Source organism: Martinezella rhizogenes (assembly GCF_000799715.1).
Taxonomy (GTDB): Bacteria; Pseudomonadota; Alphaproteobacteria; order Rhizobiales; family Rhizobiaceae; genus Rhizobium; species Rhizobium rhizogenes_C.
Genome location: NZ_JUHG01000003.1, coordinates 117806 through 133687, shown reverse-complemented (window position 1 = coordinate 133687; position 15882 = coordinate 117806). Strand labels below are relative to the sequence as shown.

The window sequence follows — 15882 nt, the reverse complement described above, 5'->3', positions numbered from 1 at the left end:
AAACTTATGAGCCAAAGAAACAGAGTGTATTCTCTTGTTCAAAACGTGACCGTCGAAGTCTATTCAAAGGACAAGTATCGCTACCTGTCCCGCAAGCTCCGCCGCCCACGTTTCTCTTTCTTCTCATCTTCAATTGTCAAAGAACAGACCAGTAAAACCAGTCAAAACCTTTTCCCATCGACCCCAGGTAAACCCAGAACCTCCAATCAGCATCGCAGCCAATTCTTTAGGAAACACCAGAGCGAAAGACTTCGTCGCTAGCAGCGCCGCCGCCCTCGTTCAGTGAGTGGGCTTATAAACCCACCCCCAGAACCAAGTCAACACTGCCGTTGTAAAAATTCTGACATTTTTATAACGTATTGATTTTACTAAGGGATTTGATGAGGCGTTTGAATGACAGTGAAAATCGTCCTCTGAAGCAGCCTTTTCCGGATTCATTTTACGAGTCATCCGGGAATCCATCTCCCTATGAGAGAGCAAAGCCGCGGAATCGGGGTTCAGCACCGAGTTCACCGCCAACCAGCGCCGCCGATTGCCAGTTTCCCGCCCAGGACCTAATAGAAAGCCTAAGCAATAGAGGAGCGGACAATGCTGGTCCTTAATGAAGAGCAGACACGTACAGCGCTGGCCTGGCCGGCGCTGATCGAGGCGATCGCCTCCATGTTCACTGGCGACTGCGTCATGCCCGTGCGGCATCACCATAATATGGAGGTGCCGGGCGAAAGCGACGCGACCCTGCTTTTGATGCCGGCCTGGCTGCCGGGACATTATATGGGCGTGAAGATGGTCTCGGTCTTCCCCGACAATGCCACCCGCGCCCTGCCGGCGATCTTCGGCACCTATCTATTGTCTTCCGGCAAGACCGGCGAGATGCTGGCGGTGATCGACGGCGGCGAGTTGACGGCACGGCGCACGGCGGCCACTTCGGCACTGGCGGCACGCTACCTGGCGCGCGCGGATGCAGAGGAGCTGCTTGTCTGCGGTTCGGGGCGGTTGTCGCTCAACCTGATCCAGGCCCATTCCCAAGGGCGGAGCCTGAAGCGGATCGGCATATGGGGCCGCGATCATGACAAGGCGGCACAGATCGCCGGCCAAGCGCAGGCTCTTGGTCTGGATGTCGTCGCCGTCACGGATCTTGAGGCAGCTGTCCGCAGCGCCGACATCATCTCCTGCGGGACGCTGTCGAGCACGCCGCTGATCAAGGGGGAGTGGCTGAAGCCCGGGGCGCATCTCGATCTGGTCGGCGGCTTCAAGCCGGATATGCGCGAGACCGACGACGCCGCGATCCGACGCGCTGAGGTTTTCGTCGATACGCGCGCCGGCGCCATGAAGGAAGCTGGCGATATCGTGCAGCCGCTGAAGAGCGGCGTCCTGACGGAGGATGCCATCCGCGCCGAACTCAGCGAACTCGTTCGCGGGACACGGCCGGGACGGACGAACGACAACGACATCACCCTGTTCAAATCGGTGGGCGCGGCATTGGAAGATCTCGCCGGCGCGATCCTTGCCTATGAATATGCAGGGGGCAGGCAGGCGTGACATCCATGACGCCTCCGCTGCCCGAGCTGCCGGTCTCGCATGTGCTTGCCGATATCGGCACGGCACTTGGCCAGGAGCGGCGTGCCGTCCTGTCCGCGCCTCCCGGCGCCGGCAAGACAACGCTGGTGCCGCTTTACCTGCTGGGCCAGAGCTGGCGAGGCGACGGCAAGATCATCCTGCTGGAGCCACGGCGGCTGGCGGCACGGGCGGCAGCGGCGCGCATGGCCTCGCTGCTCGGCGAAGAGGTCGGCGGCATCGTCGGCTACCGGATGCGGCTCGACAATCGTATTTCGGGAAAGACGCGGATCGAAGTGGTGACCGAGGGCGTGTTCGCGCGGATGATCCTCGACGATCCCGAACTCTCCGGCATCTCCACCGTCATCTTCGACGAATTCCACGAGCGCTCGCTGGATGCGGATTTCGGCCTGGCGCTGGCGCTCGACGTGCAATCGGCCCTGCGCGAGGATCTGCGTATCCTGGTGATGTCGGCGACGCTCGATGTCGAACGGGTAGCGGTGCTGCTTAACCATCCGCCCGTGATCGAAAGTATGGGCCGCGGTTTTCCGATCGACATCCGCCATCAGGACCGGCCACCCGGCGAACGGATCGAGGATACGGTGACGCGGGCGATCCTCGACGCGCACGCGACGGAACAGGGCTCGATCCTCGCCTTTCTGCCGGGCCAGGCGGAAATCACCCGCACGGTCGAGCGGCTGCAAAGCCGATTGCCATTGGAGACGGCGATTGCGCCGCTTTACGGCAATCTCGGCCAGAAGGAGCAGGACGCGGCGATCCGCCCGGCGCCGAAGGGCACGCGCAAGGTTGTGCTGGCGACCTCGATCGCCGAGACCTCCATCACCATTGACGGTGTCAGGATCATCGTCGACAGCGGCCTGCAGCGATTGCCCGTCTTCGAGGCGTCGACCGGCATCACGCGGCTAGAGACGGTGCGTGTGTCGCGGGCCTCCGCCGACCAGCGGGCCGGCCGCGCCGGACGAACGGAGCCCGGCATTGCGATCCGGCTATGGCATCCCGGCCAGACGGCAGCCCTGCCCGCCTTCACGCCGCCGCAGATCCTCTCCAGCGATCTCTCAGGCCTGGCACTCGATCTCGCCCATTGGGGCGTGCAGGACCCCGCCACGCTTGCCTTTGTCGATCAGCCACCGGCAACCACACTCCATGAGGCGCGCGCGCTGTTGCGGCAGCTTGGGGCATTGGACGCCGACAATGGGCTGACGGCGCGCGGGAAGCTGATGCGCGATCTGGCCTTGCCGCCGCGGCTGTCGGCCATGGTGATCTCGGCTGTGGAATTCGGCCAGGCGTGCGAGGCAGCAATGCTCGCCGTCTTGCTAACGGAACAGGGGCTGGGTGGGCCGAGCGTCGATCTGGAAGAGCGACTGCGGCGGTTCAAGACGGAAAAGGGCGAGCGGGCCGAGGCGGCACGCCGACTGGCCGGAAGGCTGGCGACGGCAGCGGGCGGCGACAAGAGCACAGCGGTGGGTGCGCCGATATTGGCTGGCTCCCTGTTGCTGCATGCTTTCCCGGATCGCATCGCCCTGCAACGCGGTGGACGCGGACGTTTCGTCATGGCGAACGGGCGCGGGGCCGAACTGCCGGAGACGGAGCGGCTTGCCGGCGCACAGATGCTGGTGATCGCCGATTTGACCGGGCGGGCGGCGCAAGCCCGTATCCTGGCGGCGGCGGAGATTTCGCGGGGGGATGTCGAAGAGCATCTGCCAGGCGAAATCCGCACGGAAGACCAGAGCGTCTTCGACAAGGCGAGCCGACAGGTGCGCGCTCGCCGCGTCACCCGGCTCGGCGCCATCATCTTTGAAGAGACACCCTTGCCGCGCCCATCGGGCGCAAAGGCGGCAAAAGCATTGGCCGAGGGCATTCGCGAGCTCGGGATCGACGTGTTGCCGTTTTCCAAGGAGGCGGCGCAATTGCGGGACAGGATCGGCTTCCTGTACCGGACAATCGGAGAGCCCTGGCCAGATATGAGCGACGAAGCGCTGCTTTCACGCCTCGACGACTGGTTCACGCCCTTCCAGACCGAAGCACGCGGCCTTTCCGATATTTCGGCCGGCGGGCTCTCCAATGGATTGATGTCGCTGGTGCCGCATGAGGTGCAGCGCGACCTTGGCAGGATGGCGCCGACGCATTTCGAGGCGCCGACCGGCCAGCGCCACCCGATCCAGTATGAGGGCGAGGAGCCGGTATTGACGATCCGCGTACAGGAGCTCTTCGGGCTGAGGCAGCATCCGGCCATCGGCGGCGGTCGCTTGCCACTGGTGCTGGAACTGACGTCGCCGGCACATCGGCCGATCCAGACGACGCGCGACCTGCCGGGTTTCTGGGCGGGGTCATGGAAGGACGTGCGTGCCGACATGCGCGGGCGCTATCCGAGGCACCCTTGGCCGGAAGACCCGGCGGGTGCTTCTCCGACGACACGAACCAAGCCGAGAGGAACCTGAACATGGCCAGCTTCTTCAGAGGATTGGACAAGATCGCGATTGCAGACGCCAAGCTGCAGGACGACTACCACACCAGCCGCCGGCTGAGATTGCAGACGCTGGTGCGCCTGCGCTGGCTTGCGGTCGGCGGCCAGACGGCCACGGTGATGATCGTTGCCTTCTGGCTGAAATTTCCGATGCCGCTCCTTGCCTGCTGCGTGCTGATCGCCTGCTTGGCCTGGATCAACTTCTTCCTGACGCTGCGCTATCCGCCGACGCACCGGCTGGAGCCGGCCGCCGCCTTCGCATTGCTCGGCCTCGACCTCTTGCAGCTCTGCGGGCTGCTGCTGATTACCGGCGGGCTTGCCAATCCGTTTTCGGCGCTGGTCTGCGTGCCGGTCATCATCTCGTTTGCCTCGCAGCCGATCCGCTACAGCATGGTGCTGATCGTGCTGGCGATGATTTGCATCACCGGCCTTGCCTTCTCGCCCTTTCCCCTGCCCTGGTATGGCGGCATCGAGGTCAACGTCCATAGCGTCATGCAGCTTGGCGTCTGGTGCTCGATCGCCTCAACCATGGCCTTCGCCGCCTTCTATGCCTATCGCGTCTCCATGGAGGCCTCGCAGCTCGCCGATGCGCTGGCAGCGACGGAACTGGTGCTGCAGCGGGAAAAACATCTGTCGCAGCTCGACGGGCTGGCGGCCGCCGCTGCCCATGAGCTCGGCACGCCGCTTGCGACCATCAGTGTTGTTGCCAAGGAGATGGAGCGCGAACTCAAAGAGGATGACCGCTTTCGCGAGGACGTGGCGCTGCTGCGCAGCCAGAGCGAACGCTGCCGCGATATCCTGCGGCGGCTAACGACGCTGTCGGCCGAGGATGAGGCGCATATGCGGCGGCTGACGCTGTCGTCGATGATGGAGGAGGTCATCGCGCCGCATCGGGAGTTCGGCATCAGGCTGGAGCTGATCGAAAAGAGCCCGAGGGCCGGAGAACCGGTTCTCAACCGCAATGCCGGCATCATGTATGGGCTCGGCAATCTCATTGAAAACGCCGTCGACTATGCGCGCAAGACCGTGACCGTCACGGTGGAGTACGACCCGGCCCTGCTCATCATCATCATAGAGGACGACGGCAACGGCTATGCGCCCGATATCCTGACGCGGATCGGCGAGCCTTATGTCACGACACGGCAGCGGGACGACACGGCCGGTGGCCTCGGGCTTGGCCTGTTCATCGCCAAGACCCTGCTGGAACGCTCAGGCGCTGCCATTTCCTTCGGCAATCGCGATCCAGAGACGCCGGGCGCCCGGATCCGCGTCGAATGGCCGCGCGTTTTGATCGACAGTAATTCGACAAAATGAGTTTCCCGGCTTAAAACACCGGTCGTTAAAATCAGTAGGACTGTGCAGGCGGGAAGCCGCCGGGATTGAAGATGATGACGGATAAAGAGCTTGCCGATCCCCATGCTGGGGCCAAGGATATCGCGGACCATATTGGCCCGGATGCAACATTGCTGATCGTCGATGACGACGGACCCTTTCTGCGCCGGCTGGCGCGCGCCATGGAGACCCGCGGCTTCACGGTCGAGACGGCGGAATCGGTAGCGGAAGGCGTCGCCAAATCCAAGACCAACCCGCCGAAATATGCCGTGGTCGATCTTCGCCTCGGCGACGGCACCGGCCTCGAGGTCATCGAGGCCATCCGGCAGCGGCGCGACGACACGCATATTGTCGTCCTGACCGGTTACGGCAATATCGCAACCGCGGTCACAGCCGTGAAGCTCGGCGCTCTCGATTATCTCGCCAAGCCGGCGGACGCGGACGATGTCTATGCGGCATTGACGCAGAGGCCGGGCGAAAAGGCGGAAGTGCCGGAAAACCCGATGTCGGCGGATCGGGTGCGCTGGGAGCATATCCAGCGCGTCTATGAGATGTGCGAGCGCAACGTTTCCGAAACGGCTCGCCGCCTCAACATGCATCGGCGCACGCTGCAACGCATTCTCGCCAAGCGTGCGCCGAAATAACCATCATTCAGGTGAAAAATCCTTGCCCGTCGCCCATTCGGCCAATAGCAGCCGCTGGGCGGCGGCTCGGGAGAAGTTCAGCGTCACCGACTTGCGCGTCGCCGGCGGCAGGCGATGTTCGGGCGCCTCGCGGATCATATGCGCGCCATAGCCGTCCGACAGGAAAAGTCCGCAGTCTTCCGGGAAGATATCGAGCGGCACGTCCTTATGGGTCGCAAAGAACAGGCGGTCGCAATGCTGGCGATAATCCGGCCATTTGCGATCGACGCGGAAGTCCTCGATCGAGGTTTTGATCTCGACGATCCAGATCTCGCCCTTTTCCGACAGGGTGATGAGATCCGCCCGGCGGCCGCTTGCGAGCGGCAACTCCGGCAAGATGGCGTGGCGCATCTCATGCAGTAATAGTTGCATGCCCCGACGTACAAGCATCGCCCGTTCCGACTGGCGGCCATCTATTAACGGATTATTATTGTAAACATTCAAAATCGTCATGAATTGCCTCGGGAACCGGCAAGAAACGTTGCAAAAAAGCCATGTCGCTTTAATTTGCGCAGCGGCGCCATTGAAGTAGCAGCGCTGCCGCTTGCAAAGCAAAGTTTAATGGAAAATAAACCATATTCAAAGATGGTGAATACCATCCCATTCCCTGTCACAACGCACCAAGAGACTTCCATGCGCACCCGCAATGCTATCACCGCACTCGGCCTTGTCGCGACGCTCGCCATGGCTGGCTATGCCACCAGCGCCGCAGCCACGCCGACTGCCACAGCCAACTCCTCCGCCGACACCGTCCAGACATTCGACAGTGACTACGGCGTCACGAGCGACAACGGCTTCCAGCTGCCGGCGATCCCGATCCAGAAGGTGAAGCCGCAGTTCCGCCGCCAGATCGTCAGCTACACGTCTGGTGAAGCTGAGGGCACGATCATCGTCAACACGCGCGAACGCCATCTCTACTATATCCTCGGCAATGGCGAAGCGATGCGCTACGGAATCGGCGTCGGCAAGCAGGGCTTTTCCTGGTCGGGCACTGCCTATGTCGCCTGGAAGCAGGAATGGCCGAGCTGGCATCCGCCGAAGGAAATGGCCGTGCGCCGTCCGGAAATCGCGAAATATGTCGATGGCGGCATGAACCCGGGTCTCTCGAACCCGCTCGGTGCCCGCGCCATGTATCTCTACAATGAAAAGGGCCAGGACACGCTGTTCCGCCTGCACGGCACGCCGGAATGGGCTTCGATCGGCACGGCTGCTTCCTCGGGCTGCATCCGCCTGATCAATCAGGACGTCATCGATCTCTACAGCCGCGTTCTGCCGGGTCACAGCACCAAGGTCGTCGTGATCCAGTAATCACTGGCAATTGGAATTTGAAAAGCCGCCGGATATCGATCCGGCGGCTTTTTTGTTTGGGGAATTGGGTCGTTACTATACCGCCCCATCCGCCCTCGTCCTTCGAGGCTTCGCTTCGGCTGCGCACCTCAGGATGAGGGCTGATTTTTGCGCCTAACCGCCAGATCCTCTCCACCTCATCCTGAGGTGCCTTGCCGTCAAAGCGTCAGCGCAGACGACAAGGCCTCGAAGGATCGAGGTGGCCTCCGATGGAGCGAAGGCTTACCCTGCAAGCTTCGCCTTCAGTTCGATGCGGCGGCGGTGCAGGACCGGCTCGGTATAGCCGTTCGGCTGTTCGCGGCCCTTGAGCACGAGTTCAAGCGCGGCCTGGAAGGCGACCGAGCCGTCGAAATTGCCGGCCATGGCGATGTAGAGTGGGTCGCCGGCATTCTGCTGGTCGACCACGGCTGCCATGCGCTTCATCGTCTCGATGATCTGCGCCTCGGTGATGACCTTGTGATGCAGCCAGTTGGCCATATGCTGCGCGGAGATGCGCAGGGTGGCGCGATCCTCCATCAGGCCGATATTGTTGATATCCGGCACTTTGGAGCAACCGACGCCCTGATCGACCCAGCGGACGACATAGCCGAGGATGCCCTGGCAATTGTTGTCGATCTCGCGTTGGATCTCTTCCGGCGTCCAATTCGGGCGCGAGGCGACCGGCACGGAGAGGATATCGGCAAGCTTGGCGCGGGCGCGGCTCTTCAGGCTCTGCTGGACATTGGCGACATTGACCTTGTGATAATGCGTGGCATGCAGCGTCGCGGCCGTCGGCGACGGCACCCAGGCGGTGTTGGCGCCGGCCTTGGGATGCGCGATCTTCTGCTCCAGCATCGCCGCCATCAGGTCCGGCATGGCCCACATGCCCTTGCCGATCTGCGCATGACCGGAAAGGCCGCATTCCAGGCCGATATCGACGTTCCAGTTCTCGTAAGCCCCGATCCAGGCCGCCTGCTTCATGTCGCCCTTGCGGATCATCGGGCCTGCTTCCATCGAGGTATGGATCTCGTCGCCGGTACGGTCGAGGAAGCCGGTGTTGATGAAGACGACGCGCTCGCTGGCGGCGCGGATGGCCTCCTTGAGGTTGACCGTGGTGCGGCGCTCCTCGTCCATGATACCCATCTTGATGGTGTTGCGCGGCATGCCGAGCACGTCCTCGACCCGCGAGAAGATCTCGACGGCGAAGGCGACTTCTTCCGGCCCGTGCATCTTCGGCTTCACGACATACATCAAGCCGGCGCGAGAATTCTTGCGGCGACCGTTCGGGCCGACGTCGTAGAGCGCGATCAGGCCGGTGACCATGGCATCCATGATACCTTCCGGGACTTCATTGCCGTCCCGGTCGAGGATCGCCGGATTGGTCATCAGGTGGCCGACATTGCGTATCAGCATCAGCGAGCGGCAATGCAGCTCGAAGCTCGAACCATCGGGTGCCGTATAGGTCACATCGGGATTGAGACGGCGCGTGAAGGACTTACCGCCCTTGGCGACTTCCTCCGTCAGGTCGCCCTTCATCAGTCCGAGCCAGTTGCGATAGACCTCGGCCTTATCCTCGGCATCGACGGCGGCGATGGAATCTTCGCAGTCCATGATCGTGGTGATCGCCGATTCCAGCCGGACATCGGAAATATGCGCCGGATCAGCCTTGCCGATATCGGTGCCGGCGTCGATGACGATCTCGATATGGATGCCGTTGTTCTTCAGAAGAATATGCGAGGGCGCGGCGACATCGCCGAGATAACCGGCGAAATGCCTGCCGTCGGCAAGAGCGATGGTGCCGCTCTTCGTCGCAATCGCCAGCACCCCACCATTGACGGCAAAGCCCGTGACATCCTTCCAGCTCGCCCCTGCAAGCGGCGCGGCGGCGTCGAGGAAATCGCGCACCCAGCGGATGACCTTTTCGCCGCGCTTCGGATTGTAGCCCTTGCCCTTCTCGGCGCCATCGGTCTCGGCGATGGCATCGGTGCCGTAGAGCGCGTCATAGAGCGAGCCCCAGCGCGCATTGGCAGCGTTCAGCGCATAGCGGGCGTTCATGACCGGGACAACGAGCTGCGGGCCGGCAATGGAGGCGATTTCCGGATCGACATTGGCGGTCGAAACCGTGAAAGCCGGACCTTCGGGGATGATGTAGCCGATCTCGCGCAGGAAGGCTTCGTAGGCTGCGAGATCCACCGGCGCGCCGTTCTTGCGATACCAATCGTCAATCGCCGCCTGCATCCGGTCGCGCTTGGCAAGCAACTCGCGGTTCTTCGGAGCGAGATCGTGGACGATCGCCGAGAAGCCAGCGAAGAAGGCATCCGCGTCGACGCCGGAGCCCGGCAGGGCTTCCTTGACGAGGAAATCATACAGGACCGGTTCGATCTGAAGCCCGTTTTTCTCGATGCGGCTCATACACTCAACTCCTCAAGGCCGTTAAACGGCTCAATTCTGACATGGTGCCACTTTGCGGTCGGTTTCGCCTTCCGTCAATTTGGCAATAGTTCGAAAGATTTATGCAATTCTGGAAACAATCAATCCGCGGCAATCCGCGGGCGACCACTGGCTGTCGCGATAAAGCGCGCCTCGACCAGCTTGCGACTGCCCTCGACCTCTGGCGCATCGACCTGCTCAACCACCGCAACGACCGGATCGACAGCGCCATTCAGCCGTGCCTGCGCCATCGCCACCTCGATTGCCCGCTGCCGCGCCATGGAGAAACTCTTCTCTTCGTCGGTAAACCGCAAGGTCTCCCCCGCCCCGTTCAGCACATAGATGCCGTCCTCCGGCATGGTGACGAAGACGGTGGCGCTGGTGCGGACCTGGCCAACGACGGCGCCGATGGCATTAGCCACGTCCGAATCAGCGGGAATGGCGCTCTCGCTCGCCAGCATCGCGGCAATGGCGGGGTAATAGACCGGAGCGGAAGCGCCGAGGCCGACCAGGGGACGATCGAGCGAAATGGCGAAACGGGCGATGCCCGGCGCACGGCGAAGAGCGCGGTCGATCGAGATCGACCTGGCCGGATCGAGATCGGCAACACCGTCCTCGGCAAGACAAGCTGCGAGAATGACATCGGCGGACTGCCGGGTCAGGCGATCGACGATCTTTTGCGCCAGCTCCTCGACGGATACCGCGATCGGGCGGCCGGAGCCATCCTTCATCCGCATCGACAGCGCGAGACCAAGCCGCGCCGCTTCCCCGTTCCACTGGTTCTGGCGACCAAGCACATGCATGGCATCCGACGGCGTCAGGCCGCCAAGATGCACGAGGCCGCGCGCCACCAGCCGATCCAGCGTCGCCTTCTGCGAGGTAGCGGTCAAAAGCTGGTCGAGCGCCAGGGGCACGGCACCGATCTTGTCGAACAGCGCCTGTTCCAACGGCATCAGTCCGCTGGCCAGATGATCCGGCACGCCGGTACGCACGGCAAAGCGGCCGGCGTTGCGGCCGAGATGCGGCGCGCGCAACTGCTGTTCCAGCACCGCAATGATGCTCTCGCTGTGCGTATGGGCGACGAGGCTCAGCGGCAGCAGTCGGCGTGGTCCAAGCTCGAAGCCGGCGACAAGACCGCGATCGTTGATCTTCACCTCGGAATCGCCACCGAGGCCATAGGTGCGCATGGCGACAGCTTCGACCATGGTGCGGTAGCCGCCGACGACGGCGCCATCGGCGTCGAGTCGTGGCCGACCAGCCTCCATGACAGCGACATCGGTGGTGGTGCCGCCGATGTCGGAGACAACGGCATTGTCGAGACCGGTGAGATAACGCGCGCCGACAAGGCTCGCGGCCGGGCCGGACAGGATGGTCTCGATCGGACGGAGCTTGGCTTCAGCGGCCGAGATCAGCGCACCATCGCCACGCACCACCATCATCGGCGCCACGATGCCGCGCGCAGTCAGAAATCCTTCGCAGGCGCCGACCAGCCGGTCGATCATCGAGACGAGGCGCGCATTGAGCAAGGTCGTCAGCGCCCGGCGCGGACCGCCGAGCTTGGAGGAGAGTTCGTGGCTGCAGGTGACCGGCAGATGCGACAGCTCGCGAATGGCGTCGCGCACACGGATTTCATGGGCCGGATTCCGCACGGCGAAATAGCCGGCGATGGCAAAGGACGACACGCTCTTCGAAAGCTCCGGCAGCACCTCTTCCAACGCCGTCAGATCGAGCGGGCTCTCATTGCCGTGGACATTATGCCCGCCAGGCAAAAACAGCACGGGATCTGACCCCAACGCTTCAGCCAGGCCATCACGCTTCAGATCCTCCGGACCGAAGCCGATCATCACCAGCCCGGCACGACCACCCTGCCCTTCGACCAGCGCATTGGTGGCGAGCGTCGTCGACAGTGATACCAGGCCGATGGCGGAAACCGGGACGCCGGCTTTGGCAATAACCGTATCGACGGCACCGGCGATACCGACGGCCAGATCGTGCCGCGTGGTCAGCGACTTCGCCTTGGCGATGACGCCATCGGTTTCATGAAAGAGAACGGCATCGGTATAGGTTCCACCCGTGTCGATGCCGAGCAGGAAGTGAGATGTCACGCTGATATCTAACCTTTTGAATGGAAGGTGACCTGTTATTGCACCCTTCCCACTTGGCCCGCTAGCTACGAAGCGGCAAAAACAATCCTACCGCCTCGTCACCCGCATCGGCAGCCCGCCTTGCGGCTGCGTCGTCAGCTTCTGCACCGGCCAGGGATTGGTCTCGTCGGTGAGATCGAAGCGGAAGCGGTGCATCATCACCGCAAGTGCGATGACGGCCTCCTGCAGGGCGAAGGTGGCGCCGATGCAGACGCGTGGGCCGGCGCCGAAGGGCAGGTACTGGAAGCGGTTGATCTTGCCGCGATTCTCCGGAAGGAAACGTTCGGGCATGAAGGCGCGCGGCTTATCCCAATAGAGCGCGTGGCGATGCAGCGTCCAGGGCATGATCAGCACCGTGATCCCTGCCGGGATCTCGACACGCTCGCCGCTCGGGCTCGTCCATCCATCGTCGGCGATGGAGGCGCGGTTGATCGAGGGGGCCGGCGGATAGAGGCGCATGGCCTCCTCGAAGGCGGCACGGACATTCGGCATCAGGTCGAGCCAGGCGACGGGCTCGGCGCCGGTGGCGAGCACGCTATCGATCTCTGCCTCCATGGCCTCGCGGATATGCAGGCTGTTGGCGACGCAATAAAGCGTCCAGGCAAGCGCGCGGGCCGTCGTCTCGTGGCCGGCGCCGATGAAGGTGAGGATATTGTCCTCGATCTCCTCCATGGTTAGCCCGTCGGGACCGGTCTTTTCCAAGAGCAGCGTCAGGAAATCGTCGGGCGCGGACGCACGATCCCTGCGCATCTTGTCGAGGCGCAGGTTCATGGTATCGCGGACGATGCCGCGAAACTTGTCGAGCACCTTCTGGCCGCCGATGCGGGTGACACGCGGCACCCAGGCGGGTGCCCGCAAGAGGTCCATCGGATCGACGCGACCCATGCGATGCAGAAGCTGGTTGACGTCATCCGCGAAACTGGCGCCTTCCGTGACGATCTCACCGGAGAACAGCGTCTCGGCGAGAATAGCAAAGGTGAGTTCGGTCATGTCGACAGCGACGTCAAAAACCTTGCCTTCGCTGCCCACCTCTTCGTATTTGCGAACGTAGTCCTCGCTCTGGCTCAGCATCTGGCCGGCAAAGCCCTGGGCATGGCGCGGCGTGAAGACCGGGGCGACGGCCTTGCGCGAGCGCTTCCAGACCGGTCCTTCCGCCGTCAACAGGCCATCGCGCAGGATCGGCCGAAGTATGAGCTGGCGGATATCGGACATGCGGTAGTTGGAAGCATTGTCGACCAGCACATGCTTGATCAGGCCGGGATCGTTGACGATCAGCGTGCGCTCGCGAATGAAGCGCGTCATGATCCAGGGCAGCGTGTAGGAGGGCTCGCCCCATAATTCGAGCGGATTGCGCAGGATGGTGCGGATGATCGTCAACCGTGACGGCGGCACGGTGCGCGGGATCGGGGCCGGCGGAGAAAAGGCTTCCGGGATCATATCCATGAGATCAAATCTCCTCGAAAACCTTATTTTCTCGACAGTTTCGAAGTCTAGAGCAGCGACTTCAGGTCGTCCAGTCTATCATTGATAAGCCAGCCATAGTAATTTTCTTCCGGCCAGACCGGCTGGCTCGCGCCCCGGTTCCTGGCGGCGAGGGCTGCGGCGCGCTGGCGGGAATTGCCGACATTGTAGAGAGTCGCCGTAAGGCCCGGATTGCCTGATATATCCATGCCGGCGATCGAGCGGTAATCATCGATCGACTTGCGGATCGAGCCGGCGACGAAGGCGAGCGACAAATCCGGATCCATGATCGCCTTGTAGACGCCGCTGGCATCCTTTTCATCCAGCTTCGCAATGCCCGAGGTGGAGCTGACGAGATCGGAAAGCTCCAGAGCGGTCAGCGGATTGATCTGGCCGAGGCCAAAGGTCTGGCCGGCATAAAAGGGCTGGAAGAACACGGCGCTGAAACGATTGTCGGGGAAGGATTTGCCGTCAACCTTCTTACCCCGGAAAGCACTGTCCCAAACATCTTCGCGGCAGGTCCAGAGGCTGTAGGAATCCCTTTTGCCCTTGCAGACGTCGAATTGCGGCCGGGCGACGAAATCGTCGACGTTTTCGCCATTATAGGCAAAACGGAAACTCTGGCCGGCATAGGAGGCAGCCTTGACGTAGTAGGACTGCAGGCCGTCATAGGCGTCGACATTATAGGTATGCTCGCCGACCAGCGCGCCGATGATGTGGATCGGATCGATGCCATAGGCGCGCGCCGTCGACTTGATCTTCGACATCAGCCTGGTGTCGGTCGCCAGCAGCTCGCGAACTTTCTGGTATTTGCGGTCGAAGGTCGAATTCGTGCCCCTGGTGCGGCGGACAGAGGCGCCGGGGATCGCCGGCTGCTCGGCGTTGCGGTTGCCCGGCGGCACCATGGTCGCCGCATCGGCGTGGGCCGGCATCCAGGAAAGACTGACGATCGCCAGGAGAAGGGGGATCAGTATGCGTCGCACGATGGCTGCCCTATCGAAGTTTTATCCGATGCTTCCATGCGGCTGCCTGAGGGACAATCTTGGCCGAATAAAGCCAAGCTACACAAAGAAACGGGCCCCTAACTAAAAAGTTAAAGGCCCGCTGTCGAGTGATTAATATTTCAAGATGCCGCAGCCGGCATCGGCCGCGCTAAAGGATGAAGCGCGACAGGTCTGTATTGGCGGCGAGATCACCGACATGCTCGCGGACATAGTCAGCATCGATGGTCACCGAGACGCCGGCGCGATCCGAGGCATTGTAGGAGATTTCGTCCAGCACCCGCTCCATTACCGTCTGCAGACGGCGCGCGCCGATGTTCTCGACGGTGGAGTTCAAGTGCACGGCGACATCGGCGAGCGCATCGATGGCGTCGTCGGTGAAGTCGAGCTTCAGGTCTTCCGTCTCCATCAGCGCCTTGTACTGGCGGATGAGGCTGGCTTCCGGCTCGGTCAGGATACGGCGGAAATCTTCCTTGGTCAGCGGCCGGAGCTCGACGCGGATCGGCAGGCGGCCCTGCAATTCCGGCAGGAGATCCGAAGGCTTCGACACATGGAATGCGCCGGAGGCGATGAACAGGATATGGTCGGTCTTGACCGGACCATACTTGGTCGACACCGTCGTGCCCTCGACCAGCGGCAGCAGGTCGCGCTGCACGCCTTCGCGCGAGACGCCGGCACCCATGCCGCCGTCGCGGGCTGCGATCTTGTCGATTTCGTCGAGGAAGACGATACCGTCATTCTCGGCGGATTGCACGGCCTCGCGCTGGATCGCTTCGTTGTCGATCAGCTTGTCGGATTCGTCGCGCACCAGTTCCTTATAGGAATCCTTGACCGTGGTGCGAACCTTCTTGGTGCGGCCGCCCATGGCCTTGCCGAACATTTCGGAGAGGTTGAGCACGCCGATATTGGCACCGGGCATGCCGGGGATCTCGAAGCCGCCGGGCATACCGGAGCCGGTATCGGCAACTTCGATATCGATTTCCTTGTCGTCGAGCTGACCGTCACGCAGCTTCTTGCGGAAACTGTCGCGTGTCGCCGGCGAGGCGGTGGCGCCCACCAGGGCGTCAAGCACACGCTCCTCGGCGCTCATATGCGCCTTGGCCTGCACCTCGGCGCGCTTCTTTTCGCGTACAAGGCCGATGCCGACTTCGACGAGATCGCGGATGATCTGTTCGACGTCGCGGCCGACATAGCCGACTTCGGTGAACTTCGTGGCTTCCACCTTGATGAAGGGAGCACCGGCGAGCTTGGCGAGGCGACGGGAGATTTCCGTCTTGCCGACGCCGGTCGGGCCGATCATCAGGATGTTCTTGGGCATGACTTCGTCGCGCAGATCGGGCTCGAGCTGCTGGCGGCGCCAGCGGTTGCGCAGCGCAATCGCCACGGCGCGCTTGGCCTCATGCTGGCCGACGATATAACGGTCGAGTTCGGAAACGATCTCGCGGGGGGAAAAAGTGGTCATTTCG

Annotated in this window: 13 protein-coding genes; 6 read left to right on the top strand and 7 right to left on the bottom strand. The window is 62.5% G+C overall.

Annotated features, from left to right (window positions below; translation table 11 throughout):
• From EX00_RS31840 to EX00_RS02840, 5 genes are all read left to right on the top strand, one after another.
• Nucleotides 1–261: hypothetical protein (locus tag EX00_RS31840; protein ID WP_210165813.1), on the top strand; the 261-nt coding region annotated here is incomplete at its 5' end.
• 327 nt (nucleotides 262–588) lie between these two features.
• Nucleotides 589–1539, top strand: a complete 951-nt coding sequence (lhpI, locus tag EX00_RS02855; RefSeq protein WP_047453930.1) for a bifunctional Delta(1)-pyrroline-2-carboxylate/Delta(1)-piperideine-2-carboxylate reductase — start codon at nucleotides 589–591, stop codon at nucleotides 1537–1539.
• Nucleotides 1540–1544: 5 nt separating this feature from the next.
• Entirely contained in the window at nucleotides 1545–4013 is a 2469-nt protein-coding gene (gene hrpB, locus EX00_RS02850; protein WP_047453928.1) for an ATP-dependent helicase HrpB, read from the top strand.
• Nucleotides 4014–4015: 2 nt separating this feature from the next.
• Nucleotides 4016–5353: an ActS/PrrB/RegB family redox-sensitive histidine kinase gene (locus EX00_RS02845; RefSeq protein WP_047453926.1), complete on the top strand. Its 1338-nt coding sequence runs from the start codon at nucleotides 4016–4018 to the stop codon at nucleotides 5351–5353.
• Nucleotides 5354–5427: 74 nt separating this feature from the next.
• Entirely contained in the window at nucleotides 5428–6015 is a 588-nt protein-coding gene (locus EX00_RS02840) for an ActR/PrrA/RegA family redox response regulator transcription factor (RefSeq protein ID WP_047453954.1), read from the top strand.
• 3 nt (nucleotides 6016–6018) lie between these two features.
• On the opposite strand, the gene EX00_RS02835 is transcribed toward EX00_RS02840, so the two are convergent.
• Both EX00_RS02835 and EX00_RS31390 read right to left on the bottom strand, forming a co-directional pair.
• Nucleotides 6019–6507 carry an MmcB family DNA repair protein gene (locus EX00_RS02835; RefSeq protein WP_047453924.1) on the bottom strand — a complete coding sequence of 163 codons (489 nt, stop codon included), beginning with the start codon at nucleotides 6505–6507 and terminating at the stop codon, nucleotides 6019–6021.
• On the bottom strand, nucleotides 6504–6653 hold the full coding sequence (locus tag EX00_RS31390) for a hypothetical protein (RefSeq protein ID WP_155294010.1): 150 nt from the start codon (nucleotides 6651–6653) through the stop codon (nucleotides 6504–6506). Before EX00_RS31390 ends, EX00_RS02835 begins: the two co-directional genes overlap by 4 nt.
• Nucleotides 6654–6687: 34 nt before the next feature.
• On the opposite strand from EX00_RS31390, the gene EX00_RS02830 reads away from it, so the two are divergent.
• Complete coding sequence (locus EX00_RS02830) at nucleotides 6688–7362, top strand: L,D-transpeptidase (RefSeq protein WP_047453922.1); 675 nt, start codon at nucleotides 6688–6690, stop codon at nucleotides 7360–7362.
• Between the two features lie 261 nt (nucleotides 7363–7623).
• Here EX00_RS02830 and EX00_RS02825 read toward each other — a convergent pair whose 3' ends face one another.
• From EX00_RS02825 to hslU, 5 genes are all read right to left on the bottom strand, one after another.
• Nucleotides 7624–9792 carry a malate synthase G gene (locus EX00_RS02825; protein ID WP_047453920.1) on the bottom strand — a complete coding sequence of 723 codons (2169 nt, stop codon included), beginning with the start codon at nucleotides 9790–9792 and terminating at the stop codon, nucleotides 7624–7626.
• 119 nt (nucleotides 9793–9911) lie between these two features.
• Nucleotides 9912–11915, bottom strand: a complete 2004-nt coding sequence (locus EX00_RS02820; RefSeq protein WP_047453918.1) for a hydantoinase/oxoprolinase N-terminal domain-containing protein — start codon at nucleotides 11913–11915, stop codon at nucleotides 9912–9914.
• 87 nt (nucleotides 11916–12002) lie between these two features.
• The gene (locus EX00_RS02815) at nucleotides 12003–13397 is read right to left on the bottom strand and encodes a cytochrome P450 (protein ID WP_047453916.1); all 1395 of its coding nucleotides are present in this window, start codon (nucleotides 13395–13397) and stop codon (nucleotides 12003–12005) included.
• 47 nt (nucleotides 13398–13444) lie between these two features.
• On the bottom strand, nucleotides 13445–14398 hold the full coding sequence (locus EX00_RS02810; RefSeq protein ID WP_047453914.1) for a DUF1402 family protein: 954 nt from the start codon (nucleotides 14396–14398) through the stop codon (nucleotides 13445–13447).
• A 169-nt stretch (nucleotides 14399–14567) separates the two neighbouring features.
• A complete protein-coding gene (hslU, locus tag EX00_RS02805; RefSeq protein WP_047453911.1) occupies nucleotides 14568–15878 on the bottom strand; it encodes an ATP-dependent protease ATPase subunit HslU in 1311 nt (436 codons plus the stop codon).
• Between the last annotated feature and the right edge of the window lie 4 nt (nucleotides 15879–15882).